This window comes from Rhodococcus erythropolis R138 (assembly GCF_000696675.2).
Lineage (GTDB): Bacteria > Actinomycetota > Actinomycetes > Mycobacteriales > Mycobacteriaceae > Rhodococcus_F > Rhodococcus_F erythropolis.
This window is the reverse complement of record NZ_CP007255.1, coordinates 4,116,615-4,138,767: the sequence shown is the minus strand read 5'-3', so window position 1 is coordinate 4,138,767 and position 22,153 is coordinate 4,116,615. Positions and strand designations below refer to the sequence as shown.

The 22,153-nt window shown below is 62.0% G+C and carries 21 protein-coding genes; 9 read left to right on the top strand and 12 right to left on the bottom strand.

The window, feature by feature from the left end; all coding sequences use genetic code 11:
* The first annotated feature begins 12 nt into the window (after positions 1-12).
* Positions 13-1,293 carry a uracil-xanthine permease family protein gene (locus H351_RS18915; protein WP_020907537.1) on the top strand — a complete coding sequence of 427 codons (1,281 nt, stop codon included), beginning with the start codon at positions 13-15 and terminating at the stop codon, positions 1,291-1,293.
* Between the two features lie 185 nt (positions 1,294-1,478).
* Complete coding sequence (locus H351_RS18910) at positions 1,479-2,621, top strand: acyl-CoA dehydrogenase family protein (protein WP_019748214.1); 1,143 nt, start codon at positions 1,479-1,481, stop codon at positions 2,619-2,621.
* A gap of 92 nt (positions 2,622-2,713) precedes the next feature.
* Here H351_RS18910 and lexA read toward each other — a convergent pair whose 3' ends face one another.
* Positions 2,714-3,442: a transcriptional repressor LexA gene (lexA, locus tag H351_RS18905; RefSeq protein WP_020723648.1), complete on the bottom strand. Its 729-nt coding sequence runs from the start codon at positions 3,440-3,442 to the stop codon at positions 2,714-2,716.
* Between the two features lie 286 nt (positions 3,443-3,728).
* Here lexA and H351_RS18900 point away from each other — a divergent pair, with 286 nt between their 5' ends.
* The gene (locus H351_RS18900) at positions 3,729-4,454 is read left to right on the top strand and encodes a LysM peptidoglycan-binding domain-containing protein (RefSeq protein ID WP_029255249.1); all 726 of its coding nucleotides are present in this window, start codon (positions 3,729-3,731) and stop codon (positions 4,452-4,454) included.
* A gap of 195 nt (positions 4,455-4,649) precedes the next feature.
* A complete protein-coding gene (nrdR, locus tag H351_RS18895; protein WP_020907539.1) occupies positions 4,650-5,147 on the top strand; it encodes a transcriptional regulator NrdR in 498 nt (165 codons plus the stop codon).
* A gap of 286 nt (positions 5,148-5,433) precedes the next feature.
* On the opposite strand, the gene hrpA is transcribed toward nrdR, so the two are convergent.
* The gene (gene hrpA / locus H351_RS18890) at positions 5,434-9,339 is read right to left on the bottom strand and encodes an ATP-dependent RNA helicase HrpA (RefSeq protein WP_021333610.1); all 3,906 of its coding nucleotides are present in this window, start codon (positions 9,337-9,339) and stop codon (positions 5,434-5,436) included.
* A gap of 53 nt (positions 9,340-9,392) precedes the next feature.
* Here hrpA and H351_RS18885 point away from each other — a divergent pair, with 53 nt between their 5' ends.
* The gene (locus H351_RS18885; protein WP_020907541.1) at positions 9,393-10,070 is read left to right on the top strand and encodes a Pr6Pr family membrane protein; all 678 of its coding nucleotides are present in this window, start codon (positions 9,393-9,395) and stop codon (positions 10,068-10,070) included.
* On the opposite strand, the gene H351_RS18880 is transcribed toward H351_RS18885, so the two are convergent.
* Positions 10,041-10,358, bottom strand: coding sequence for a DUF2322 family protein (locus H351_RS18880; RefSeq protein WP_020907542.1), 318 nt, complete (start codon positions 10,356-10,358; stop codon positions 10,041-10,043). The genes H351_RS18885 and H351_RS18880 overlap by 30 nt on opposite strands.
* Positions 10,359-10,490: 132 nt before the next feature.
* Here H351_RS18880 and H351_RS18875 point away from each other — a divergent pair, with 132 nt between their 5' ends.
* Positions 10,491-11,714, top strand: a complete 1,224-nt coding sequence (locus H351_RS18875; protein ID WP_020907543.1) for an aminotransferase family protein — start codon at positions 10,491-10,493, stop codon at positions 11,712-11,714.
* Between the two features lie 2 nt (positions 11,715-11,716).
* Here the strand turns inward: H351_RS18875 and H351_RS18870 are convergent, their stop codons facing one another.
* The gene (locus H351_RS18870; RefSeq protein WP_007732799.1) at positions 11,717-11,983 is read right to left on the bottom strand and encodes a hypothetical protein; all 267 of its coding nucleotides are present in this window, start codon (positions 11,981-11,983) and stop codon (positions 11,717-11,719) included.
* A 17-nt stretch (positions 11,984-12,000) separates the two neighbouring features.
* On the opposite strand from H351_RS18870, the gene H351_RS18865 reads away from it, so the two are divergent.
* Positions 12,001-12,699 carry a hypothetical protein gene (locus H351_RS18865; RefSeq protein ID WP_019748222.1) on the top strand — a complete coding sequence of 233 codons (699 nt, stop codon included), beginning with the start codon at positions 12,001-12,003 and terminating at the stop codon, positions 12,697-12,699.
* Here H351_RS18865 and H351_RS18860 read toward each other — a convergent pair.
* The 3 genes from H351_RS18860 to H351_RS18850 form a co-directional block, all read right to left on the bottom strand.
* A complete protein-coding gene (locus H351_RS18860) occupies positions 12,685-13,365 on the bottom strand; it encodes a PhzF family phenazine biosynthesis protein (protein ID WP_003942237.1) in 681 nt (226 codons plus the stop codon). The two genes, H351_RS18865 and H351_RS18860, sit on opposite strands and share 15 nt — an antisense overlap.
* Before the next feature lie 80 nt (positions 13,366-13,445).
* On the bottom strand, positions 13,446-13,985 hold the full coding sequence (gene ahpD / locus H351_RS18855) for an alkylhydroperoxidase, AhpD family (protein ID WP_003942122.1): 540 nt from the start codon (positions 13,983-13,985) through the stop codon (positions 13,446-13,448).
* Between the two features lie 2 nt (positions 13,986-13,987).
* Complete coding sequence (locus tag H351_RS18850) at positions 13,988-14,575, bottom strand: peroxiredoxin (protein ID WP_003942119.1); 588 nt, start codon at positions 14,573-14,575, stop codon at positions 13,988-13,990.
* A 229-nt stretch (positions 14,576-14,804) separates the two neighbouring features.
* On the opposite strand from H351_RS18850, the gene H351_RS18845 reads away from it, so the two are divergent.
* Complete coding sequence (locus H351_RS18845; RefSeq protein ID WP_020907545.1) at positions 14,805-15,725, top strand: hydrogen peroxide-inducible genes activator; 921 nt, start codon at positions 14,805-14,807, stop codon at positions 15,723-15,725.
* A 28-nt stretch (positions 15,726-15,753) separates the two neighbouring features.
* Here H351_RS18845 and H351_RS18840 read toward each other — a convergent pair whose 3' ends face one another.
* From H351_RS18840 to H351_RS18820, 5 genes are all read right to left on the bottom strand, one after another.
* A complete protein-coding gene (locus tag H351_RS18840; RefSeq protein ID WP_029255251.1) occupies positions 15,754-17,154 on the bottom strand; it encodes an FAD-binding oxidoreductase in 1,401 nt (466 codons plus the stop codon).
* Between the two features lie 77 nt (positions 17,155-17,231).
* Positions 17,232-17,876, bottom strand: a complete 645-nt coding sequence (locus H351_RS18835) for a hypothetical protein (RefSeq protein ID WP_029255252.1) — start codon at positions 17,874-17,876, stop codon at positions 17,232-17,234.
* 163 nt (positions 17,877-18,039) lie between these two features.
* Entirely contained in the window at positions 18,040-20,391 is a 2,352-nt protein-coding gene (locus tag H351_RS18830; RefSeq protein WP_029255253.1) for a TPR repeat domain-containing protein, read from the bottom strand.
* On the bottom strand, positions 20,388-20,696 hold the full coding sequence (locus tag H351_RS18825; protein ID WP_021334291.1) for a type VII secretion target: 309 nt from the start codon (positions 20,694-20,696) through the stop codon (positions 20,388-20,390). Before H351_RS18825 ends, H351_RS18830 begins: the two co-directional genes overlap by 4 nt.
* A 120-nt stretch (positions 20,697-20,816) precedes the next feature.
* The gene (locus H351_RS18820) at positions 20,817-21,665 is read right to left on the bottom strand and encodes a LysR substrate-binding domain-containing protein (protein ID WP_003942255.1); all 849 of its coding nucleotides are present in this window, start codon (positions 21,663-21,665) and stop codon (positions 20,817-20,819) included.
* A 56-nt stretch (positions 21,666-21,721) separates the two neighbouring features.
* Here H351_RS18820 and H351_RS18815 point away from each other — a divergent pair, with 56 nt between their 5' ends.
* Positions 21,722-22,129, top strand: coding sequence for a DUF5997 family protein (locus tag H351_RS18815; RefSeq protein WP_019748228.1), 408 nt, complete (start codon positions 21,722-21,724; stop codon positions 22,127-22,129).
* Positions 22,130-22,153: the final 24 nt, after the last annotated feature.

The window sequence follows — 22,153 nt, the reverse complement described above, 5'->3', positions numbered from 1 at the left end:
GAACGAGAAACAATGACCGGGGCCGGCGGAATCGGCTGGACTGTCCACGGAGACGGCAAGCGGATCGCCGACGGAGCCGTCGTGGCGCCGGACGAACGACTGAGTTGGCCGCGCACCATCGGAATCGGGATGCAACACGTCATCGCGATGTTCGGAGCGACACTGCTCGTTCCGACCATCACCGGCTTCCCCGTCACGACGACGCTGTTGTTCTCGGGTATCGGCACCGCGCTGTTCCTGCTCATCACCCGGGGCCGGATCCCCAGCTATCTCGGTTCGTCCTTCGCGTTCATCGCCCCGCTGACAGCGTCGGCAGGATCGGGCCCGGCCGCGCAACTCGGTGCCGTCATGGCCGTCGGCATCGTGTTGATGTTGATCGGCGTCGCCGTACGTCTGATCGGCAGCCGGGTCATCGACGCCGTCATGCCGCCGGTGGTGACGGGCGCTGTCGTCGCGCTGATCGGTCTCAACCTCGCTCCGACGGCGGTCGGCTCCTTCGAATCGCAGCCGCTGATCGCCACGGTGACGCTCGTTTCGATCCTGCTGGTCACGGTCGTCGGTCCCGGGCTGCTCGGCCGGCTGGGCATTCTGGTCGGCGTCGTGATCGGCTGGGTCTTCGCCGCGGTCATCGGCGGACTCGACAGTGAACGAGTGTCCGCTCTGCGCGAAGCGGACTGGTTCGGGCTGCCGAGTCTGCACGGACCGTCGTTCGACTGGTCGGTGATCGTGCTCGCGCTCCCCGTGGTGATCGTTCTGGTCGCCGAAAACGTCGGACATGTCAAAGCGGTGTCCGCCATGACGGGTAAGTCCCTCGACGATCTGGCCGGCAATGCACTGTTTGCCGACGGTCTCGCCACTACCTTGGCGGGCGCCGGTGGCGGATCCGGAACCACCACGTATGCCGAGAACATCGGTGTCATGGCAGCGACGCGTGTGTACTCGACCGCCGCGTACTGGGTAGCCGCCGCTACCGCTGTGATCCTGGCATTTTCGCCCAAATTCGGCGCACTGGTCTTCACGGTTCCGAACGGCGTCATCGGCGGCGCAACGATGGTTCTCTACGGCCTCATCGGCATTCTCGGTGTGCGCATCTGGATGGAAGCGAAGGTCGACTTCACCGATCCGGTCAACCTCACGGTCGCCGCGGCAGCGTTGGTCGCCGGCATCGGGAACTTGACGCTGACCATCGGTTCGGTCGAGTTGGGCGGCATCGCCTGGGGATCGATCGGCATCCTCGTCGCGTACCCGATCATGCGATATCTCGCCAAATTCCGTACTTCGAGTAACAGATAACCGCTACAGTCACGAATCGTGATCGTTCGGGTCATCGACGGGTATCGCAACAGGTTCTACCGTCGGAGGCAGTGACGTGGGCCCGCGCACTTCGGCGTGCCCAGTCTCAGCGAATACACCCCAGCGGGTATATCCCCAGCGGGTACATCACTGAAGTGCCATATATCGAATTGCAAGGAGTCGGCGTGGAGCGCACCCTGTTCGAACCGGAACATGAACTCTTCCGGGAGTCGTACCAGAAGTTCTTGGCACAGCACGTGGCACCGAACCACGAGAAGTGGGAAGAGCAGAACATCGTCGATCGTGACGTCTGGGTCGAGGCCGGAAAGCAGGGCTTCCTGGGAACTGCGGTCCCTGAGGAATTCGGCGGCGGCGGTGTCAAGGATTTCCGCTACAACGCGATCATCACCGAGGAAACCACCAAGGGTGGGTTCAGCGGTATCGGCTTCACGCTGCACAACGACGTCGTGGCACCGTACCTCCTGGAGTTGAGCAACGAGGAGCAGAAGCAGCGTTGGCTACCCGGATTCGCGTCGGGTGAGCTGATCTCGGCGATCGCGATGACCGAACCGGGTACCGGTAGCGACCTGCAGGGCATCAAGACGAAAGCGGTTCGCGACGGGGACCACTGGGTCCTCAACGGTTCGAAGACCTTCATCACCAACGGAATCAACGCCGACATCATCATCGTTGTCGCGTGCACCGACCCCGACAAGGGTGCTCAGGGCTTCAGCCTCCTCGTGGTCGAGCGGGACATGCCTGGCTTCGAGCGTGGACGCAACCTCGACAAGATCGGCATGAAGGCTCAGGACACCGCCGAACTCAGCTTCACCGACGTACGCGTTCCCGCTGCCAACCTGCTGGGCGAGGAGGGAATGGGATTCTTCTACTTGATGAAGAACCTTCCCCAGGAACGACTCTCGATCGCCGTCGTTGCCGCTGCCGCAATGGAATCGGTTCTCGAGAGCACGATCCAGTACTGCCGCGACCGCAAGGCATTCGGCAAGTCGATCGGCAGCTTCCAGAACACCCGATTCGTACTGGCCGAATTGGCAACGGAGACCACGGCAGTGCGCATCCTGGTGGACAAGTTCATCGAGCAGCTCAATGCCGAGAAGCTGACCGTGCAGGAAGCTGCGATGGCGAAGTGGTGGACCACCGAAGCCCAGGTCAAGCTCATCGACCGCTGCCTCCAGCTGCACGGAGGCTACGGCTACATGAAGGAATACCCGGTTGCAAAGGCGTACATGGACTCTCGTGTGCAGACCATCTACGGTGGCACAACCGAGATCATGAAGGAGATCATCGGACGTTCGCTGAATCTCTGATTCGGGTGATGGACCGCTGATCGTCACGAAAAGACTCTGGGCCCCGGCTGATGCCGGGGCCCAGAGTCTTGTGATCGAGGGTGCGAGCGAACTCAGATCTTCCGCATGACGGTGACAACCTTGCCCAGGATGACGGCGTTGTTGCCGGGAATCGGCTCGAAGAGTTCGTTGTGCGGCATCAGCCACACCTCCTTCTTCGTACGCTTGAACGTCTTCACGGTGGCTTCGCCGTCGATCATGGCGGCCACGATGTCACCGTTCTCCGCCACGTTCTGCTGACGGACCACAACCCAGTCGCCATCGCAGATCGCTGCATCGATCATCGACTCGCCGACAACCTTGAGCATGAAGAGCGAACCCTGGCCGACGAGTTCGCGGGGGAGTGGGAACACGTCCTCTACCGCTTCCTCGGCAAGGATCGGTCCGCCGGCAGCGATGCGACCCAGGATGGGGACGAACGCCGGCTCCGGTAGCGGGTCGGCACTGTTGTACTCGCCGGAATGCTTCGACACCGACGCGATGGCGGTATCGGCCGCAACCTCGTCGAGACCTCGAACATCGACTGCACGAGGGCGATTGGGATCGCGTCGAAGGAAGCCCTTGCGCTCCAACGTTCGCAGTTGATGTGCGACCGACGACGTGGAGGTGAGCCCCACCGCATCACCGATCTCGCGAATGCTCGGCGGATACCCGCGCTCCGTCACCGAATCGCGGATGACTTCGAGAACGCGCCGCTGACGCTCGGTGAGCGTCTCGCTCGACGGAGACGGAACTGCAGAAGCTCCTGCCTCCGCGGCTGTGCTGGAGCGATCGTCCTTCATGGCCTGTTGCCTCCGTGTCTGATGAAGTCGTGTCTGAAGAAGTCGTGTCTGTAAAGGCTGTGTCTGAAAAAGCTGTGTCTGAAAAAGTGCCTGGTGCAAATCGCGCAGAAACCTGTCGGTGCCTCCTGCCAACATTCGAGCTGTCGACAAACACGGAGGCTTTCGCAATTCCCGCTGTGTGGTCTGACACGAATCTAGCCGGATTTGCTCGCGGTTTCAAACATCTGTTCGATTCGTGTCGCTTGAAGTAGAGACATTGTCGTCCAGGCGTGGTAGAAATTCGAACATGCGTTCCATCGAACGCATGATCGAACACATCGATCGGTGTCGACCAGCGGAGGTCACGATGGGTAACGCAGCACTGAGAAGCAACAGGGTTTTCGACGACGCGATTGGTGACGACGCGATTGGTTTCGACGGCACGTCGGCGTTGAAGTACCACCCCTCGTTCTATGGGCCCGATGGTGGATCCGACGCTGACGGTGTGTCGTTCGAACGGCGCGGCACGGCCGAAATGCGGGGCGTGGCCAGGAATGTCGACAACGAACCGCAGGCGGCCGTCGTTCGTCGTGTTCCGGCGGTGGGCGCGGTTTCAGGTTCGCGTTCATTGCGTGAATCTCCTCGCCGGTGGGACGGCGAGCACGATTCGTCACGCCCGTACGGAGGAAGTTTCGCGCACCGAAACAGAGTCGGTGTCTCACGGGTCGAACATGAAGTGGCTGCCGAGGACGTCAGTTGGAAGACAGTGTTCCTTGGCGCCGTATTCACTGCACTGGCAGTGTTGGCGTTGGTGGGGATCGGCGCTTTGTCGAGTGGTGATGTCGCTGCGACAAACGGTGCGACCGAAGTGGTTCGTGTTGCTGCGGGTGAATCCCTCAGTGATATTGCTGCCAAGGTTGCGCCTGGCCAGGCTGTCGGCTCGGTGATCGAGCAGATCATGGATCTCAATGCGATGTCGAGTTCCGGACTGTCCGTTGGGCAAACGCTGATCGTGCCGGCCTCGGGCCGCTGACCGTACCCCGTGCCAGGCGGGGGCGTACCGAGCGTGAGAGCAGTCGGTTCACAGCGAGTAAGCTGTCCACTTGACAGTCCCACCACCTCGGGTGGTCGCGTTGAGTACGTGGATCTGCTCTGTAAATCGTCGGAGGATTTGCAGTCGGTAGCGAATCTGAGTTGCGGCCATTTCGGCGACAACGAAGGAACCCCGATGCATTGCCCGTTCTGCCGGCACCCTGATTCCCGAGTGGTCGATTCGCGCGAGGCCGACGAGGGCCAGGCGATCAGGCGGCGCCGTTCGTGCCCCGAGTGTGGCCGCCGATTCACCACGGTTGAGACGGCAGTTCTCTCGGTTGTGAAGCGCAGCGGCGTGACGGAGCCGTTCAGCCGAGAAAAGGTGGTCAAAGGAGTGCGTCGCGCATGCCAGGGCCGCCAAGTGGACAACGATTCGCTGAATTTGCTGGCCCAACAGGTCGAAGATGCCGTACGTGCTTCGGGTTCTGCCGAAATTCCCAGCAACGAGGTAGGGCTCGCGATTCTCGATCCGCTTCGAAATCTCGACGAGGTTGCATACCTGCGATTCGCATCGGTGTACAAGTCCTTCAGTTCTGCCGCGGATTTCGAACGTGAGATCACCGACATGCGCGAACATGCCGAGACCCGTGCTGCCGACAAGGCTTCCGGCGCCGAGACCGTTTCCGTCGACTGAGGCCTTTGCCTTAGATAACGCTGAGAGCACAAAGCGGCCGTAGGTAACGCTGAGAACACAAAGCGAACAATCGAACAAATCGGGCAAGTTATTCGCTTAGTGTCGACCAAGTACGTTCGTCCGCATCTCGGATCTTCACGGAGGCGTTATGAACTTAGTTGCAGTTCTCGGAGTCGTGAACAGCCTGGTAACCCTCGGGTTCGCCAACACTGTTGCCACCTTTGGTGGTTTCCTCACCAACGTCAACATTCAGACAATCTACTGATCGCGCAATTCTCGCCGAACGTCAACGCTTGATCGCTTCGATAGCTTTCAGGACTCGCTTTTCGGAAATCGGTGTGGGTGTACCGAGGGACTGCGCAAACAGGCTCACGCGCAGTTCTTCGATCATCCAGCTGATCGAGTCGACATCTCGAGCAGTACGACGCTCTTCGGGAAGTGAACTCAACAACCGGTCGTACGCTGCGTACACCCGGTCGAGGACGTCCATCGCCTGCTGATCTCGTTGTGCACTTGCGGGTAGAGCTTCGAGACGGAATTTTGCTGCGGCAAGATACCGCGGCAAATCGCGTAGGCGGGCCGAGCCCAATTCGGCGACAAATCCCGGAAACAGCAGTGAGGTCAACTGTTCTCGGACGTCGTCTGCTGCTTCGCCGCGGGAGCGGTCCAGAACGACGCTCAGTTGGTGTGCTTGTTCGAGGATCGGAACAATCATGCGCAGGATCGCGGAGACGCGTCCGGCCAGTTCGGAGCGTGCGATCTTCACCAGGGCGTCGAACGCCTCAGGCGTGCGTACCGGTCCGCCGTGGGCAGCTATCACTTCGTTGGCAGCTGCCACCCGGCAATCTTCGACGAGGGCCTCCAAGCCGCCGTCCGGATTCTGGCCGAGAGCCAGACGCTGAGTGTTCGACAAGCCGGCGGTCACGGCCTTGAGTTGGGTGGGAACGGCCGCGAGAAGAAGCGCCCGAGTGCCTTCCCGCATCGCCTGCGCCTGCGCAGCCGGCGTACTCAGGACACGAACGGCAACTCCGCCGTTTTCCGGCACCAGTGCTGGGTAGCCGGTTACCTGCTGTCCGCCGATGGAGCGAGTAATGGTCGGTTCCAGTGCGCCGAGCGTTTCGGATGTCCAGACGGTTGCCGCTGCCCGTTCCGTACCGGTTGCCGCCTTGGCCACTTCCTTCTGTACGCGCGGGGCGAGCGTGCGTCGTAGTTGCGCCAGATCCTTACCCTTCGCGAGAACCTTGCCCGATTCGTCCTCGACGACAAATGTCATCCGAAGATGGTCGGGCAGCGCGGCGGGATCGAAGTCCTTGGCGTCGATCTGGATCCCGCCCAAGTGCGAGAGTTCGCGGGCCATTGCGGTCATCAACGGCTCGGATCGAGGTTTGACTGCTGCCAATGCTGCGGCGGCGTAGTCAGGTGCGGGCACGACAGCGCGTCGGATGTTCTTGGGCAACGTCTTGATCAGAGCAGTAACCAGATCGACGCGCATACCGGGGACCAACCAGTCGAAGCCGACCGGCTGAAGTTGCGCAAGCAGGCCGACCGGGATGTGCGCGCTGACGCCGTCGTCGTCCTTTCCGGGCTCGAATTGGTAAGTGAGCGGAAACTGCATGTCGCCCTGGCGCCAGGCGTCCGGGTACTCGCCGCCCAGTACTGCAGCCGCGTCGGAGTTGACCACCGTTTCCGGCGTGAAAGTCAGCAGACTCGGATTCTTGCGCCGCTCGGTCTTCCACCACTGGTCGAAATGCTTGGCGGATACGGCTTCCTGGCCGATACGTTCGTCGTAGAACTCGTAGAGGGTTTCGTCGTCGACGAGGATGTCGCGTCGGCGCGCGCGGTTCTCGAGTTCCTCGACGTTGTCGAGGAGTGCGCGGTTCTCGTGGAAGAACTTGTGGTTCGTCTGCCATTCGCCCTGCACGAGCGCATGGCGGATGAAGAGATCGCGAGAGGCCTCGGGATCGATTCGTGAGTACGTCACTGCGCGGCCTGTCACCAGGGGAACTCCGTAGAGAGTGACCCGCTCGTATGCCATCGCCGAACCGCGCTTGGAGGACCAGTGAGGTTCGGAATAGGTCCGTTTCACCAGGTGCGGGGCGAGTTTTTCAGCCCACTCGGGTTCGATACGCGCGGACATGCGCGCCCACAGCCTCGACGTTTCCACGAGTTCGGCGGCCATGACCCAGCGTGGTGGTTTCTTGAACAGTCCCGATCCGGGGAAGATCGCGAAGTGGCTGCCCCTGGCGCCCAGGTAGTCCCGCTTCTCGCCCTCGCGTAGCCCGATGTGTGAGAGCAAACCGGCGAGGAGTGACTGATGGATCGCGTTCTCGCTTGCGGGTGTCTCACCCACGGTCCAGCCGAGGCCGCGGGTGATCTGCCGGAGTTGCCCGTGCAGATCCTGCCATTCGCGGATGCGGAGCCAGTGCAGGAACTCGTTGCGGCACATCTTGCGAAACTGGTTGGAGGACAGGTCGTTACGTTGTTCGCGTAAGTAGTCCCACAGTTTCAGGTATGCCAGGAAGTCGGAATTCTCGACATTGAACCTGGCGTGCTTTTCGTCGGCGGCTTGCTGGAACTCGGCGGGCCGTTCGCGAACGTCCTGGATGGACAACGCCGCGACGATGACAAGGGTTTCGTGAAGGCAACCGTTGTTCTTGGCTTCCACCAGCATTCGTGCCATCCGCGGATCCACCGGAATCTGGGCCAGCTCGCGGCCGACCGGCGTCAGTTCGGGGTGGCTTGCCTCGGAACCTCGCGCGATGGCGCCGAGTTCTTCGAGCAGTCCGATTCCGTCCTTGACGGCGCGCTGGTCCGGCGGTTCGACGAAGGGGAAGGCGGCGATGTCGCCCAGACCGAGGGCCGTCATCTGCAAGATGACGGATGCGAGATTGGTCCGCAGGATCTCCGGCTCGGTGAACGCCGGCCGTGACTCGAAGTCCTCCTCGGAATACAGTCGGATGCAGATTCCTTCGGCGACGCGGCCGCAACGCCCGGACCGCTGACGAGCTGACGCCTGCGAAATGGGCTCGATCGGCAACCGCTGAACCTTGGTGCGCACCGAATATCGCGAAATGCGCGCGGTTCCCGGATCGACGACGTACCGAATGCCGGGAACGGTCAACGAGGTCTCGGCCACGTTGGTGGCAAGGACGACGCGTCGGCCGGTGTGCGGCGAGAACACTTTGTGTTGCTCGGCAGCAGACAGCCGCGCGTACAGCGGGACGATTTCGGTGTTGCGAAGACGCCGATCGCGTAAAGCGTCTGCGGTGTCGCGAATTTCGCGTTCGCCGGAGAGGAAGACCAAGATGTCGCCTTCGCCCTCCGCGCTCAGCTCGTCGACCGCCTCGCAGACCGCGTCGACGGGATCGCGGTCGAAGGTGATGTCGCCGGACTCGACGGTCAGTGGCCGGTAACGCATTTCGACGGGGAATGTTCGCCCGGATACCTCGACGATCGGCGCGGGCTTACCGTCGACAGCGAAGTGCTTGGCGAAGCGCTCGGGATCGATGGTCGCCGACGTGATGATGACCTTGAGATCGGGTCGGCGGGGGAGCAGCTGAGCCAGGTAACCGAGGATGAAGTCGATGTTGAGGCTGCGTTCGTGCGCTTCGTCGATGATCAGCGTGTCGTAGCGTCGGAGCATACGGTCGCGCTGAATTTCGGCGAGGAGAATGCCGTCGGTCATGAGCTTGACGTAGGTGCGGTCCGAGACCTGGTCGGTGAACCGCACGGTGTATCCGACGGCGTCGCCGAGTTCGGTGTCGAGTTCTTCGGCGATACGTTCGGCAACGGTGCGTGCTGCCAGCCGGCGAGGCTGTGTATGTCCGATCAGGCCGCGGACGCCACGTCCGAGTTCGAGACAGATCTTCGGGATCTGAGTTGTCTTACCCGAGCCGGTCTCGCCGGCGACGATGACAACCTGATTCTCCGAGATCGCGGTCGCGATGTCGTCCTTGCGCTGACTGACGGGCAGAGCTTCCGGATACGAGACTGCGGGAACATTGGCGGATCGTGCCGCCAACCGTGTGCGCGCCGTTTCAATTTCCTCGGCCAGCGCCACCAAAGCGTCTGGTGTGCGGGCACGGTCGAGTTTGCGACGGAGTCGACTCTCGTCGCGGAGTGAGACCTGCGCCAGCGCGCTCTTCAGGTCACTCCGCTTGGGGGAGAGTGGGGCCGGTGGTGTTGTAGACATGCTGATGACAGCCTATCGAACGCGTTCACAACTACCGCTCGCAGATCGTTTTGATGTGCAAATATCGACCAGTGACGACAAATACCGCAAATGAGGCTGCTGCACCGGTCGCGTCGACGCCTGTTGCCGTGCGAGTACTTCGCCTGTTGTTCGCGTTCTACGGACTCACGGCGCTGCTGTGGATTCCGATTCGAAACGCCGACGGATTCTCGTTGTCGAACTATCTGAGCTACTTCACCATCGAGAGCAACATCCTTGCGGTGATCGTATTGCTGGTCGGCGCCCTTCGGGATCCGCAGTCTCGGACATGGCAGTCGGTTCGCGGTGCGGTGACGCTCTACATGGTGATCACCGGAATCATCTACGCCGTTCTACTGGCGAATATCGACGTCAATTTGAACGACGCGTGGATCAACTCGGCGCTCCACCGCATTCTTCCGCTGGTGATGCTCCTCGACTGGGTGTTCTTCGCTTCGAGGCACAGGATCTCCGAAATCCGCTCGCTGCAGTGGCTGCTGTTTCCAGTGATCTACGCGGTGTACACGTTGATTCGAGGGCCGATCGTCGACTGGTATCCGTATCCGTTCATGGATCCTCGCCACCAGGGCTATCTGGCCCTGTTCATCGGATTTGTCGTACTGGGCATCGCGATGGCCCTGATGGCGTTGGCGGTCAATGCCGTCGGACGGCTGGGAGCCGGGCTACGCGGACGGAACGCTGCGAAGTCCTAGTGGATTGCCGGAGGCGAGCACCTGCTCGAGGCGGTCCACGTTCGGGTGCTTACCGGGGTTCGCCCGCGCGTCCTCGGTGTGTTCGGCAAAGATCGTCAGTCCTGCCGAGGCGGCTTCGGGTGTGAGCGCGCCGTAGACCTGAGCGAGATGGTTGTACACCTTGACCGAGCCGGACTTTCCGGGCTTGTTCTCGACGGTGTCGATGACGGTTCCGTCGGCGTCGAGTACCTCGATGGCGGCCAGATGATCGATGGTGGGCAGTGCGGCGAGATTGTCGGCAAAAGTCATGGTCGACAGATTACGTGTGTACCCGGAAATGCCTGTGCCCGGCGAGCGCCGTCGTGCGCCGATTCCCGGTGTCGATATAGTCGCAGCACATCGTTTGCACACCAGCATCGTTTGTATTCGAAGGGGACAATGATGGCTTCGGCATTGTGGCACGGGTTCGCGGACATGGGCGCTGTGGAGAAGAACGGCGCGTTTGTCGTCTCTCGCGGTGAGGGCGCGTACATCTGGGACCGCGAGGGCACTCGGTATCTGGATGCGACGGCGGGCCTGTGGTTCACCAATGTCGGGCACGGGCGCACGGAGATCGCGGATGCGGTGGCGGCTCAGTTGTCGAAGATCGCTCATTTCTCCAACTTCGGTGATTTTGTTCCCGAGACCACGCAGGTGTTGGCGGAGCGGTTGGCGACGATCGCGCCGGTTGCCGGGAGCAAGATCTTTTTCACTTCGGGTGGTTCGGATTCGGTGGACACTGCGGCGAAGCTCGCTCGCCGGTACTGGCACGAGGTGGGGCAGCCGGAGAAGGCGATCATCGTCGGTCGTCAGAAGGCGTACCACGGAATGCATGTTGCGGGAACAGCTCTGGCGGGTATTCCGGTGAACCGTGAGGGTTACGGCGAGCTGATGGCGGATGCGGCCACGGTCGGCTGGGATGATGCGAAGAGTCTGCTCGAGTTGATCGAGAGGATCGGTGCGAACAAGATCGCCGCGTTCTTCGCGGAGCCGATCATCGGTGCCGGTGGGGTGTATCTTCCGCCGGAGGGGTACCTGGCCGAGGTGCGCGACATCTGCCGCGAGCACGACATTCTGTTTGTCGTCGACGAGGTCGTGACCGGTTTCGGTCGTATCGGCGGCGAGTGGTTCGCGTCTACTCGTTTCGATTTGCAGCCCGACATGATGACCACGGCAAAGGGTTTGACGTCCGGTTACGTTCCGATGGGTGCGGTGTTCATCGCGCCGCGGGTGGCGGAGCCGTTCTATGCGGGTTCGTGGTGGCGTCATGGTTACACGTATGGCGGGCATGCCGGTGCTGCTGCGGCGGCGATGGCGAACCTCGACATTCTCGAGCGTGAGAATTTGCTTGGGGAGTCGAAGCGTCTGGAGGCGTCGTTGCATACGCATCTGCAGCCGTTGGCCGAGCATCCGCGGGTGGCGGAGGTTCGTAGTGGACTGGGTGCGGTCGCTGCGGTGCAGTTGGCTGATCCGGCGGAGGCGTTGCCGTTCGTGAAGACGTTGCGTGAGCACGGTATTTCGGGTCGCGCGGCGGGTCAGGGTGCGATGCAGATTTCGCCGACGTTCGTCATGACCGACGATCAGGTCGCGGAGATGGCAGCAGGGATCCTCGCAGCTCTCGGATGAGTTCAGTTGCGGCGCCGGAAGAGTTTCTCGATTCGGCGCCGCACAGCGTTGGGTGCAGGTTCGAGTTCCAGAACCTCTTGTTCCGACTGCTTGGCGTAGGCCTGGGTGTACCGCTCGTGCAGTACCGAGCGAATTTCGTCCGGAGAGTAGGCCCGACGCTGGCGTTCGCCGCGCGCAACGAGAACCCCGGTGGCGGCAACGCCCATTGCACCGGCGAGGCCGACCAGTTTCCAAACGTGCGAGGCGCGCAGAGGAGTAGGGAGTTTCATCCCTCTACGCTAGAGGCATGGACCGACGATTGCTTTCGCAGGTGAGTCTCGAGGAGGCCGCCGCGGCGACCCGCACGGGCGACATCTGGATCTTCCGCGGAGAGTCGACGGCGGACCGGGCCATCCAGACGCTGACCAACAGCCCGGTCAACCACGTCGGAATGTCGGTCGTGATCGACGACCTTCCGCCGCTGATGTGGCATGCGGAACTCGGTCACTCGCTGCAGGACATGTGGACCGGACGCTTCCAGCGTGGTGTCCAACTGCACGATCTGCGATCGGCGGTTCAGGTCTGGGGCGCCAAGTACGGGCAGCGTGGATGGTTGCGCCAGCTCGACCACGAAGTCACCCGGGAGCAGGAAGACGCTCTGCTCAAGACGATCGCACGGCTGGACGGTACGCCGTTCCCGTCGACGGCGAAGCTTGCCTCACGCTGGTTCGGAGGCCGAATCCCGAAGCTGCGCAAGAAGTCCGACGTGTCCGCAGTGGCCGTCGAGAGCGCCTATTGCGCCGAAGTGGTTGCCAAGACCTATGAGGCGATGGGTCTGCTTGTCGGTAATCGTCGTATCAACTGGTTCGATCCGGGCAAGTTCTGGAGTGGAGATCAGTTGCCCCTCGCGCCGGGAGTTGCGCTCGGTGACGAGATCTCGGTGTCACTCAGCGCACGTGACCTCGAGGCCGGACGCAATCCCGCCGGGTACTCACAAGGTTCGTGACGGCTCGGCGACGACGCGGCCGCCGACTTCGAGCCACCCTTCCGGAGAGAAGGTGGTGTGAAGCACCGATCCGCGTCCCTGGGTGATGAGCAGTGATTTCCTCAATCGGTCCGTGATGCGCAGCGCTGCAGATCCGGTCGCCTCGTCCTCGGCGATTCCCATCACCGGTGCGAACATGCGTGCGCGGATGGCAGCTTCGAGCTTGTCCTGCCATGCCCACAGATACGAATGATCCGCCTCGTAGTCGGACGGATCTGCGTCGATGACGTCGTCGACCGTGTCCATCGGATAGATCGCGAATTCCGGTGCCCATTCGGCACGCGCGCGTACCCACGTCAAAGCGCCGGATTGGCGGACGTCGACACTGCCGGCAGGAACGTCGAGGGCGCTCACGCGACGGCCCTGTTCGCCCAGCCACCACGTGGCACCGACGGTCGGGTGTCCGGCGAAGGGGAGTTCTGCTGCCGGAGTGAAGATCTGGACCCGCGCACGTGAGGCGCCGTCATCCGGAACGTCGATGAAGATGGTCTCGCTGTAGTCGAGTTCCTTCGCGACGGCTTGTCGATCCGATTCTGCAACCGTGGACGCGTCGACGATTCCCAACGGATTCCCGTGCTTGCCGTTCTCGTCCGTGAAGACCCGGACCACACTCACCTCGATACCCATCGGTCCACCCTAGCGCGCGAAAAGCCCTCCCCACCTTCACGGTGGGGAGGGCTTTTCGAACTGCACTCAGGTCCGAGTGATCAGACCTGTGCGGCAGAGAGGATCTCGTTGGCTTCGACAGCCTGTGCGACGCCCGCGACGATGGAACCGGCGCGGATCGCTTCGAAGATGACCTCGCGGTCGACACCTTCCTGGCGGAGGGTGTTCTCGTGAGCTTCGAGGCAGTGGTTGCAGCCGTTGATCGCGGACACTGCAAGCGACCACAATTCGAAGTCGGCCTTGTCGACGCCCGGGTTGCCGATGATGTTCATCCGCAGGCCGGCACGAAGGTCGTCGTACTTACCGTCGAGGTAGCCCTTGGTGCGGTAGAAGACGTTGTTCATGCCCATGATCGACGCTGCGCCGAGAGCGGCGTTGTACGCCTCTGCCGACAGGTTGTCGGCCGCCTCGGAAGCAATCTCCTTGAGCGTGGACGCAGACTTGGTGGCTGCGGCCGTTGCGAGGAGCGTTCCCCACAACTGCTGCTCGTTCAGGACCGTCGTGCGCGCAATGGAACTCAGGTTGAGCTTGAGGTCCTTCGCGTACTCGGGAAGCGAGTTCTTGAGGTTCTCGACGCTCATACTCAGACGCTCGCAGTCAGGAGCTCGCCGGCGTTGATGGTCGGGTCGCCCTTCTTCCAGTTGCATGCGCACAGCTCGTCGCTCTGGAGAGCGTCGAGGACGCGGAGAACCTCGTCGACGTTACGGCCGACGGAACCGGCTGTGACGGAGACGAACTGGATCTCGTTGTTGGGGTCGACGATGAACGTCGCGCGGTCTGCAACGCCGTCGGCGTTGAGGACGCCGGTGGCCTCGGCAAGCTCGCGCTTGAGGTCCGAGAGCATCGGGAAGGGGAGGGTCTTGAGCTCTTCGTGCTGTGCACGCCACTGGAAGTGCACGAACTCGTTGTCGACGGAAGCGCCGAGAACCTGAGCGTCACGGTCTGCGAACTCTTCGTTGAGCTTGCCGAATGCAGCAATCTCGGTGGGGCACACGAAGGTGAAGTCCTTGGGCCAGAAGAAGACGATGCGCCACTTGCCTGCGTAGTCGTCACTGGTGACGGTGGTGAAGTAGTCATCGGGCTGCTGGGCATCGACCTTGGACAGGTCGCCGCCGATGACAGCCGTGAGGTTGTAAGCGGGGAACTGGTCGCCGATTGTGAGCAGAGCCATGTGTCTCATTCTCCTACGTGTCTCGTGAACAGGAATTTCTTGCGCACACGATCCGGCTGTTCGGACTGTGACGGCCGAACGTGCTGGATCGAGAGGGTTTGTCACCGTCAGCGGGTCGGACGGTTTCGACTGGAGTGTCGAGGTTGTGACCGGCGCTTTTTGGTATGAGTCCATTCTGCATCAAACCGTTCAAAAGGTAAAGGTGATGGGTGGCACTACACTGATAGGCATGTCTGATCAGACTTATCAACCTTCCTTGTCACAGCTGCGTGCCTTTGTGTCGGTGGCCGAGTACCGGCACTTCGGTACTGCCGCAGCACGTTCCGGTGTGAGCCAACCCACACTGTCGCAGGCGCTGGCGGCTCTCGAGGCGGGACTAGGGGTCAAACTGATCGAACGTAGTACGCGGCGCGTGCTCGTGACCGCGGACGGACAGCGCTTGCTCGGTCAGGCGAAGCAAATCCTCGAGGCTGCCGACGGTTTCGTCGCGAGCGCGGCCGGCTCCGGCGACTCTCTGACCGGACCGCTACGCATCGGGTTGATCCCGACCGTTGCGCCGTACATTCTTCCGGGGTTGTTGCCGGAGCTGCGCGAGAAGCTACCGTCGTTGGCGCCGCAAATAGTCGAGGATCAAACGGCGCGCTTGCTGGATGCCCTGCGATCGGGAGCGCTCGACGTCGCGGTGTTGGCGCTTCCTGCCGGAACACCTGGCCTGGTGGAAGTTCCTGTGTACGAAGAGGATTTCGTGATGGTCGTGCCGAACGATCATTCCTTGGCCGGACGTGTCGATCTCACGGCGGACGTGCTCGACGCGCTGCCGTTGCTCTTGCTCGACGACGGCCATTGCCTGCGCGACCAGACGTTGGATCTGTGCCGTTCGGTAGACGCCCATCCGCTTGCCGGCGACACGCGGGCTACCTCTCTCGCGACAGTCGTGCAATGTGTGGCCGGGGGACTCGGGGTGACTTTGGTCCCGGAATCGGCTGTTGCCGTGGAGGTTCGACGCGGGGACTTGTCGACGGCGCATTTCGCCTCGCCGGCTCCAGGTCGCACGATCGGCGTCGTGTTCCGCTCGTCGAGTGGCCGAGCAGAAGGATTCCGTCAGCTGGCCGAGCTGGTCCGTTCGGTCAGCCCGACGGTTCCTCGATGACGTAACTCGTTCGACGTCGACGTGAAAGCTAGTCGAGAGAGCCTTCTTTCACGGCAATGACGGCTCCGGGATTGAGAATTCCCAGCGGGTCGAGCGCATCCTTGACCTTGCGATTGAGGGCCATGACGTCTTCACCCAACTGTGACGGCAGCCAGTCGCGCTTGAGTCGACCGACCCCGTGTTCGCCGGTGATCGTGCCGCCGAGCGCGATGGCGAGATCCATCACCCGTCCGAATGCGATCTGTGCGCGTTCGGACATGTCCGGGTCTGCGGGGTCGAAGACGATGAGCGGGTGTGTGTTTCCGTCTCCGGCGTGCGCCACCGTGCAGATCAGGACGTCGAGGTCGTCTGCGATGGCTTCGACCCCGGTTACCAGCTGCGGGAGTGCGCGCATGGGAACGCCCACGTCTTCGAGAAGCAGACTTCCCATCGCGAGCACTGCCGGGAACACTGCCCGCCGTGCCGCCGCAAAAGCGTCACCTTCGGCCTGGTCATCGGTGGCGAATACTTCGGTGGCTCCGTTGTTTTCGCACGCCTGAACAATCGTCTCGATTTCCAGCACGCCTGCCGCGCCGGGTGCGTCGGACTGCGCGAGCAGCAGTGCGTGAGCCTTGCGGTTCAGACCCATGCGTACCGAATCCTCGACGGCATTGATGCTGGCATGATCCATGAACTCGAGCATCGCCGGACGCATGTTGCTGGTGATCGCCAAGACCGCGTCCGCAGCTTCTTGTACCGAGTCGAACGACGCGACGACGGTTGATGCGGGCGGCTGCGCGGGAATCAAACGCAACGTGATTTCGGTGATGATGCCGAGAGTTCCCTCACTGCCCACGAACAGTTTGGTGAGGGAGAGTCCGGCGACGTCCTTGAGAAGTGGACCTCCGAGGCTGACCGCTGTCCCGTCTGCCAGCACGACCCGGAGTCCGAGAACGTAGTCGGTGGTAACTCCGTACTTGACGCAGCAGAGTCCGCCGGCGTTGGTGGCTGCATTGCCGCCGATGGAACAGATCTCGAAGGACGACGGGTCAGGTGGGTACCAGAGTCCGTGCTCTGCGGCTGCTTTCTTGACCTCGGCATTCATCAAACCGGGCTGCGTAACCGCCACACGGGCGACCGGGTCGATCGTGATCTGTCGCATTCGCTCGGTGCTGACCACTATGCAACCGTCGACGGCGCTGGATCCACCGGAAAGGCCCGAGCCGGCACCTCTGGGAACCACCGGTACGCGGTTGGCGGTTGCCCAGCGCATCACTGTTTGGATGTCTTCGGTGCACGTTGCGCGAACCACGGCAGCGGGATGGCCGGCGGTCGGGTCGGCGGCCCAGTCCTGGCGGTAGCCCGCGGTCACATCCGGATCCAGCAGGACGGCTCCCTCGGGGAGTGCCGCTACAAGTTCGTCCAAGGCGTACGAATTTTCGACCGTCATCACTCCATCATGCGTCCGGCAGCGCCGCTGAGGTCCTGACTTGGTCAGATTTGGGCGCGGCACCGTTGCCCTGGCCCCTACCGGGCCGCATCTTCTGGCCAGCCGGGGTAGTTGGGGAGGACGAGGGGTGGGGCGAAGTCGGTGCTCATCCGGAGTCGATTCCCGTCGTGACGCGATTTGAACCAGTCAGAGCAAGTCTCCTGTTGCACACGGTCGCTGGTGGAGCTGGTGAATTTGTCGACGATCCAGCCGCCGAAGACGTCCCCTTCCGGTGCATTGCGGGGCCCTTCGAATCGAGGGTAGGGGGTAGCCGTAGAAGCGGTGTTGTGCATCCAGATCTCGTAACTACTGCTCGGGAGTCGCGACGAATCCGGTTTGCGGCCGTCGTAATCGGTATCGTAGGCGTCGGAGCAGGCGTAAGCGACGACGGTCGAATCGCCAGGGTATCCGGCGGGAATTGTTTGAATACTCAAGATCCGGTTGATGCTGGTACCTCGGTAGACGCGTGGTGGTGTGTCTGCGGGTTCTCCGTAGCGGCGATCGCTCGAGACCGTTCCACGAGTGTTCGCAGTGATTCTCGAGAACCCGTGGTAGGCGTCGCTGCGATCGCCACCACTGTCAACGATGTAGTCGGATTCTATGAATGCTCGGATTATGGTGGCCTCTTCGCTGAAGAGGTCGATGCCGGGGTCTGCGAGCCATTGGTTGTGATAGTCGGTCATGTAGCTCGGTAGTACATAGACGTTTGACGCGGCGGGCGTGGTTGTGGCGCTGACGTTTTCGGTTGAGTTGGGTGCCGCGCAACCCGCGATACATGATCCCATGCTGAATGCCAGTGCAAGAGCGGTTGCGGCGCGGTGGTTTCGCCTTGTAAACGCAGGAAATCTATCCGACATCGTCGAGTCCGTCTCTCATGTTGGTCATGAACGTATCGCGATTGAATCCCCGAAACGTCAAATAGTCCTGCAGCGTGCTGTCGAATTTGCCGTTTAGACCCAGGGTCTCCAGATCGACTGGTCTGAGGGATTCGCTCGGATCGCCATTGACTCGAAAACCGTTCAGTTGCTCGAAGTCTTTTCTTCCGTAGGCGTTGTCGAGTGCCTGAACCAATCGGTAATCGAGAAGGGTCGTCGAAGCCGAACTCTGGTCTGTGAAGTTGAGTTGTGCCGGAGGAACTTCGACCGGGGAGCCCAGGACGTGATCTTTGAGTTCGACTCCCAGCATGCTGACTGCAACGCTGGTCGGTGGTCCGAAGCCTGGGATCATGGCGGCACCGCCGGAAATCAGCCAACCGAGTTCGTCGTATGTTTTCCCACGTCTGCTGATGATGTCCTGTTGCGCCGCCGCAGCGTCACCGGTTCGGTTGAAGGCTTCTTCCTCCAGAGCGCCGTCCATCAGTGCCTGGACGCGTCCCGCATATATTGCATATTGCGAAGAACCCGCGGCGATGTCTCCGCTCATGCTGGTTTCGACGAAGGTCCCTTGGAGTTGGCCCGCGGCTCCGAGCATGTTCGCATTGAAACTTGCGGCTGCGTGGGGGTCGCTGTCGATGATCGCGATCACCGATTTTGCATTGGCGAATCTGTCGTCGTAGGCATCGAGATTTTCGAAACCGAGGGTACCGGTTTGATCGGGTTCCAATCCGACGAGATTCCCGATGTACGGGGTCACCGCGGAACCAATGGATTGCGTCAACGCGGGATTCACTTCTCCGATGGATCTGTTGTCCAGGCCGGCGATGTCGAGGTAGGCACCTTTGTTGTCGGCGAGATTGTGGGCGAGCGCAAGGGCAGAGGCGCCGGCCCGTTCGGCAACAGCTGGGTTGGAGTTGGTGGCGTCGGGTCCGATCCAATCGGTGAGGCCGCTGACGGCTCGTCCGTCATCGTTCCATTCGCGGGTGAACAGATTCACCACGTCGTCCTGATGAGCAGGGGTGGTGAGGAAGTCGGCGTTCGAAGGTATGTCCCGAGTGGCAACGTCGAGGGCTTTGGTGAGGCTGGAGTCGAGCTCATCGTTGCTGACGGGCTGGCCGTCGTCGTCGAAGACCAATCGCATCGGGGCGCTCGATGAAGTTTGCGATTGGAGAGGGGCGAGATCTGCGCTGCGATCGAGCAGTGCAGAACTCAAAGCGCTGCCGGATTGCGTCGCCGGGTCTGCATTTTGAAGTATGTCCGTGAGTGCATTCGAATCGTCGAAATGGTTGACGTTCACGGTGGTGGAGTACCCACCGGGTTGGAGTTGCGAGCTGTACGCGGGGTCGCTGAAGATTCTGCGGACGTCTGGCGGAAGGTTGTCGAGGCTGCCCGCGTTGCCGTTGCCGTCGGTGACGTTGGGATTGGAGACGGTGAACATGCCCGAGGCGAGGGCGCTGGGGATTCGCGCGTCGGCGGGGACATTCGCATCGGGGAAGTTGACCGTGCGGAATCCTTCGGCTCCTGCACCGATATTCTTCAGCTCGTCGAGGTTGGTATCGGCGTAGAACTCACGTAGGTAGGCGAGTTGTTCCGGGTCGACGACCACGGGCCCGCCGGCAGCAAGTTGCGCTTGTTGTTCCGGAGTGAAAGTCGTCGCGGCGATCAACCGTTGCTTGGCCGCCTCGCTCTCGGGTGTTGCGCCCGGGGACTGCGCGAGAATGTCGGAGTCGTGGGCTCCCTGACCATCGAACCGAACGTGATGTGAAGGGGTGGTCGACGCTGCATCGGGGATCCCGAAATCGGCCTTGCGGTCGATGAGCGAGGTGCCTGCGGCGGTGATCTCCGTAAGGATTCTGGCGGCGCTCGCGTCAGTCTCGTCGACGTCCGTGAGTGCCGTGCCGATGCGCCACGAGTGATATTCGAGGCGGGCTTCTACCCCGCGCGGATCTGTGCTCGCCAGAGTTGCGGGCGTCGCGGTGACGGAACCGTCGTCAGAGACGGTGAAACCGTCGGCGCTCGCGTCGTCGACGCGGCTGACCAGTGTTTCGCGGGTGTACCGGAGGTTTGCCGATTGCGCTGCGACACAGCGCCCGGCGTCTCCGACTATCGCGACGGCGTCTCGCCCGAAGGCATGCTGCTGGGTTGCCGAATCCCATGCTGCGGTCGCCGCGCTGCCGCTCCAATCGCTGGTTGCGGTGTCCATGATGCGGTGCGCGATGTCGACGTTGCTGTCGAATACGTCATGTCCGCGGCCCAGGGAGCCGGCGTAGTTGTCGAGGGCGTCCAGATTCCAGGATCGGATCTGCGAGATCGACAGTGTCATCGCACGTCTCCCGAATCCTCGATCCGTGCGCCGTTGGCGATGTCGACCCGGGCGAACACTCGTGCGGAGTTTTCCAGTTTCGTGCGGGTAGCAGTGATCCCCGCACCGATCGCGCGGCCGAGTTCGTCGACGGTGACGACGTTGTCGGCTATGGCTGCAGCGAACGCCGACCCGGCGGCTCCGGCCGATGCGGCGGTAGCGGCCTCCGAAGCCGAGAATCCACCGAGTTCCTCGGCAGATGCCGTCAGCCCCTCCGCAGCACTTGCCAATTCGGCTGGATCAGCTGAAAAAGTATCCACACCCATGAACGAATCCCCCCGAATTCATCTGCGAGATCACAGTGAATCGAGGATAGAGCATGCCAGATGACCCGACCTCGAGGGGTGCGTCATCGTCCTCGCGGTCGAGGGGGTTGTGTGAAAGCCCTAGCGGCCCTTCTGCTTTCCGGAGAACCGGCCACCCGAACTCTTGGTCCCACCGGACTTGCCGCTGCCTGATTTGCCGCCCGCCTTGGCCTTACCGGAACCGGCGTTGCGTCCGGATATGTTCTTTGCGGTGCCGGCGCCCTTAGCTTTCTGCCCGTTCTTGGCAGCTTCTGCGCGACGCTCGCGGGCCGCGATCTTGGCCTTGACGGAGCCCTTGATCTTCTCCGCCGGCTCACCGTTTCGGCCGCGGGAACTCTGCGCCGTTCGGCCCCGCACGATGCCGATAAGTTCCTCGACCAGATCTGTGGTCTTGGACTCCATCCATGCCAAAGCCACAGGAGCCTCGGGCGCACCGTCCACCGGACGGAAGGTCAGGTCCTTGCGATGGTGGAACCGCGCCAGCGAATGGGGAACCACGACAACTCCGACGCCGGCGGCCACCAACTCGATGGCGTCGGCGATGGTCGCGGGTCGCTCGGCGGCGGTCTTTCCGGGACGGGTCGGCCAGTCGAGTCTGTCGTCGAGAGGATCGAGCACTATCTCGTCGGCCAGATCGTCGACGGAAATCTGATCGACAGTAGTGAACACGTGATCTTTCGGTACCACCACCACCGGGGTTTCCGCATACAGCGAGATGGCGCTGATGCCGGTCCGGTCGATCGGCAGGCGAACCAACCCTGCATCTGCTTCACCTGCGCGAAGTGCAGCTTCGAGTTCGAGAACCGGGAACTGAACAAGTTCCAGACGCACCTCGGGGAGCCGCTCGTGCCACACCCGGACCCACTTGGTGGGCGTCACCCCCGGGGCGTACGCGAGTCGAAAAATTGCCTGACTATCCGCGTCTGTCACCAGGCAAGGCTACCGCCTTGGTAAAAGCACCCGTATCGGCTGGTTACTCTTGTTGCATGACGTCGAACAAAACTCCCCAGACGATGAAGCCGACGACGGCTGCCAAGAAGCTGGGTGTGTACCTGGAAGCAACACCTGCGCAGTTCCAGGAAGGCGACGTGACTCGTGACGAGCTGACTGCTCTGCAGACCGATCCGCCGGAGTGGCTGCTGGAGCTGCGACGCACCGGACCGCACCCTCGCCCGGTCATCGCCGCCAAACTGGGCGTATCGATCGCCGGCCTGGCCCGCGGCGGCGTCGAAGAAGCACTCACCACGGATCAGATCGCCGCACTCCTCGAAGAGAAGCCTGATTGGCTCGAAAAGGAACGCGCTGTTCAGGCCGACGTGCGGGCCGAAAACGTTCGCATCAAGGAAAAGCGCGCTGCGCGTCGTAACCAGCCGCGGAAGGCTCGAAGGGGCTGACGCCCCCCTGTGCGCCTTTCCGGT

Coding starts and splice junctions, on each gene's coding strand:
- H351_RS18915 (WP_020907537.1), top strand. CDS start 13: ATGACCGGGGCCGGCGGAATCGGCTGGACTGTCCACGGAGACGGCAAG.
- lexA (WP_020723648.1), bottom strand. CDS start 3,442: ATGAAGGACGATCGCTCCAGCACAGCCGCGGAGGCAGGAGCTTCTGCA.
- H351_RS18900 (WP_029255249.1), top strand. CDS start 3,729: ATGCGTTCCATCGAACGCATGATCGAACACATCGATCGGTGTCGACCA.
- nrdR (WP_020907539.1), top strand. CDS start 4,650: ATGCATTGCCCGTTCTGCCGGCACCCTGATTCCCGAGTGGTCGATTCG.
- hrpA (WP_021333610.1), bottom strand. CDS start 9,339: ATGTCTACAACACCACCGGCCCCACTCTCCCCCAAGCGGAGTGACCTG.
- H351_RS18885 (WP_020907541.1), top strand. CDS start 9,393: ATGTGCAAATATCGACCAGTGACGACAAATACCGCAAATGAGGCTGCT.
- H351_RS18880 (WP_020907542.1), bottom strand. CDS start 10,358: ATGACTTTTGCCGACAATCTCGCCGCACTGCCCACCATCGATCATCTG.
- H351_RS18875 (WP_020907543.1), top strand. CDS start 10,491: ATGGCTTCGGCATTGTGGCACGGGTTCGCGGACATGGGCGCTGTGGAG.
- H351_RS18870 (WP_007732799.1), bottom strand. CDS start 11,983: ATGAAACTCCCTACTCCTCTGCGCGCCTCGCACGTTTGGAAACTGGTC.
- H351_RS18865 (WP_019748222.1), top strand. CDS start 12,001: ATGGACCGACGATTGCTTTCGCAGGTGAGTCTCGAGGAGGCCGCCGCG.
- H351_RS18860 (WP_003942237.1), bottom strand. CDS start 13,365: ATGGGTATCGAGGTGAGTGTGGTCCGGGTCTTCACGGACGAGAACGGC.
- ahpD (WP_003942122.1), bottom strand. CDS start 13,985: ATGAGCGTCGAGAACCTCAAGAACTCGCTTCCCGAGTACGCGAAGGAC.
- H351_RS18850 (WP_003942119.1), bottom strand. CDS start 14,575: ATGGCTCTGCTCACAATCGGCGACCAGTTCCCCGCTTACAACCTCACG.
- H351_RS18845 (WP_020907545.1), top strand. CDS start 14,805: ATGTCTGATCAGACTTATCAACCTTCCTTGTCACAGCTGCGTGCCTTT.
- H351_RS18840 (WP_029255251.1), bottom strand. CDS start 17,154: ATGACGGTCGAAAATTCGTACGCCTTGGACGAACTTGTAGCGGCACTC.
- H351_RS18835 (WP_029255252.1), bottom strand. CDS start 17,876: ATGACCGACTATCACAACCAATGGCTCGCAGACCCCGGCATCGACCTC.
- H351_RS18830 (WP_029255253.1), bottom strand. CDS start 20,391: ATGACACTGTCGATCTCGCAGATCCGATCCTGGAATCTGGACGCCCTC.
- H351_RS18825 (WP_021334291.1), bottom strand. CDS start 20,696: ATGGGTGTGGATACTTTTTCAGCTGATCCAGCCGAATTGGCAAGTGCT.
- H351_RS18815 (WP_019748228.1), top strand. CDS start 21,722: ATGACGTCGAACAAAACTCCCCAGACGATGAAGCCGACGACGGCTGCC.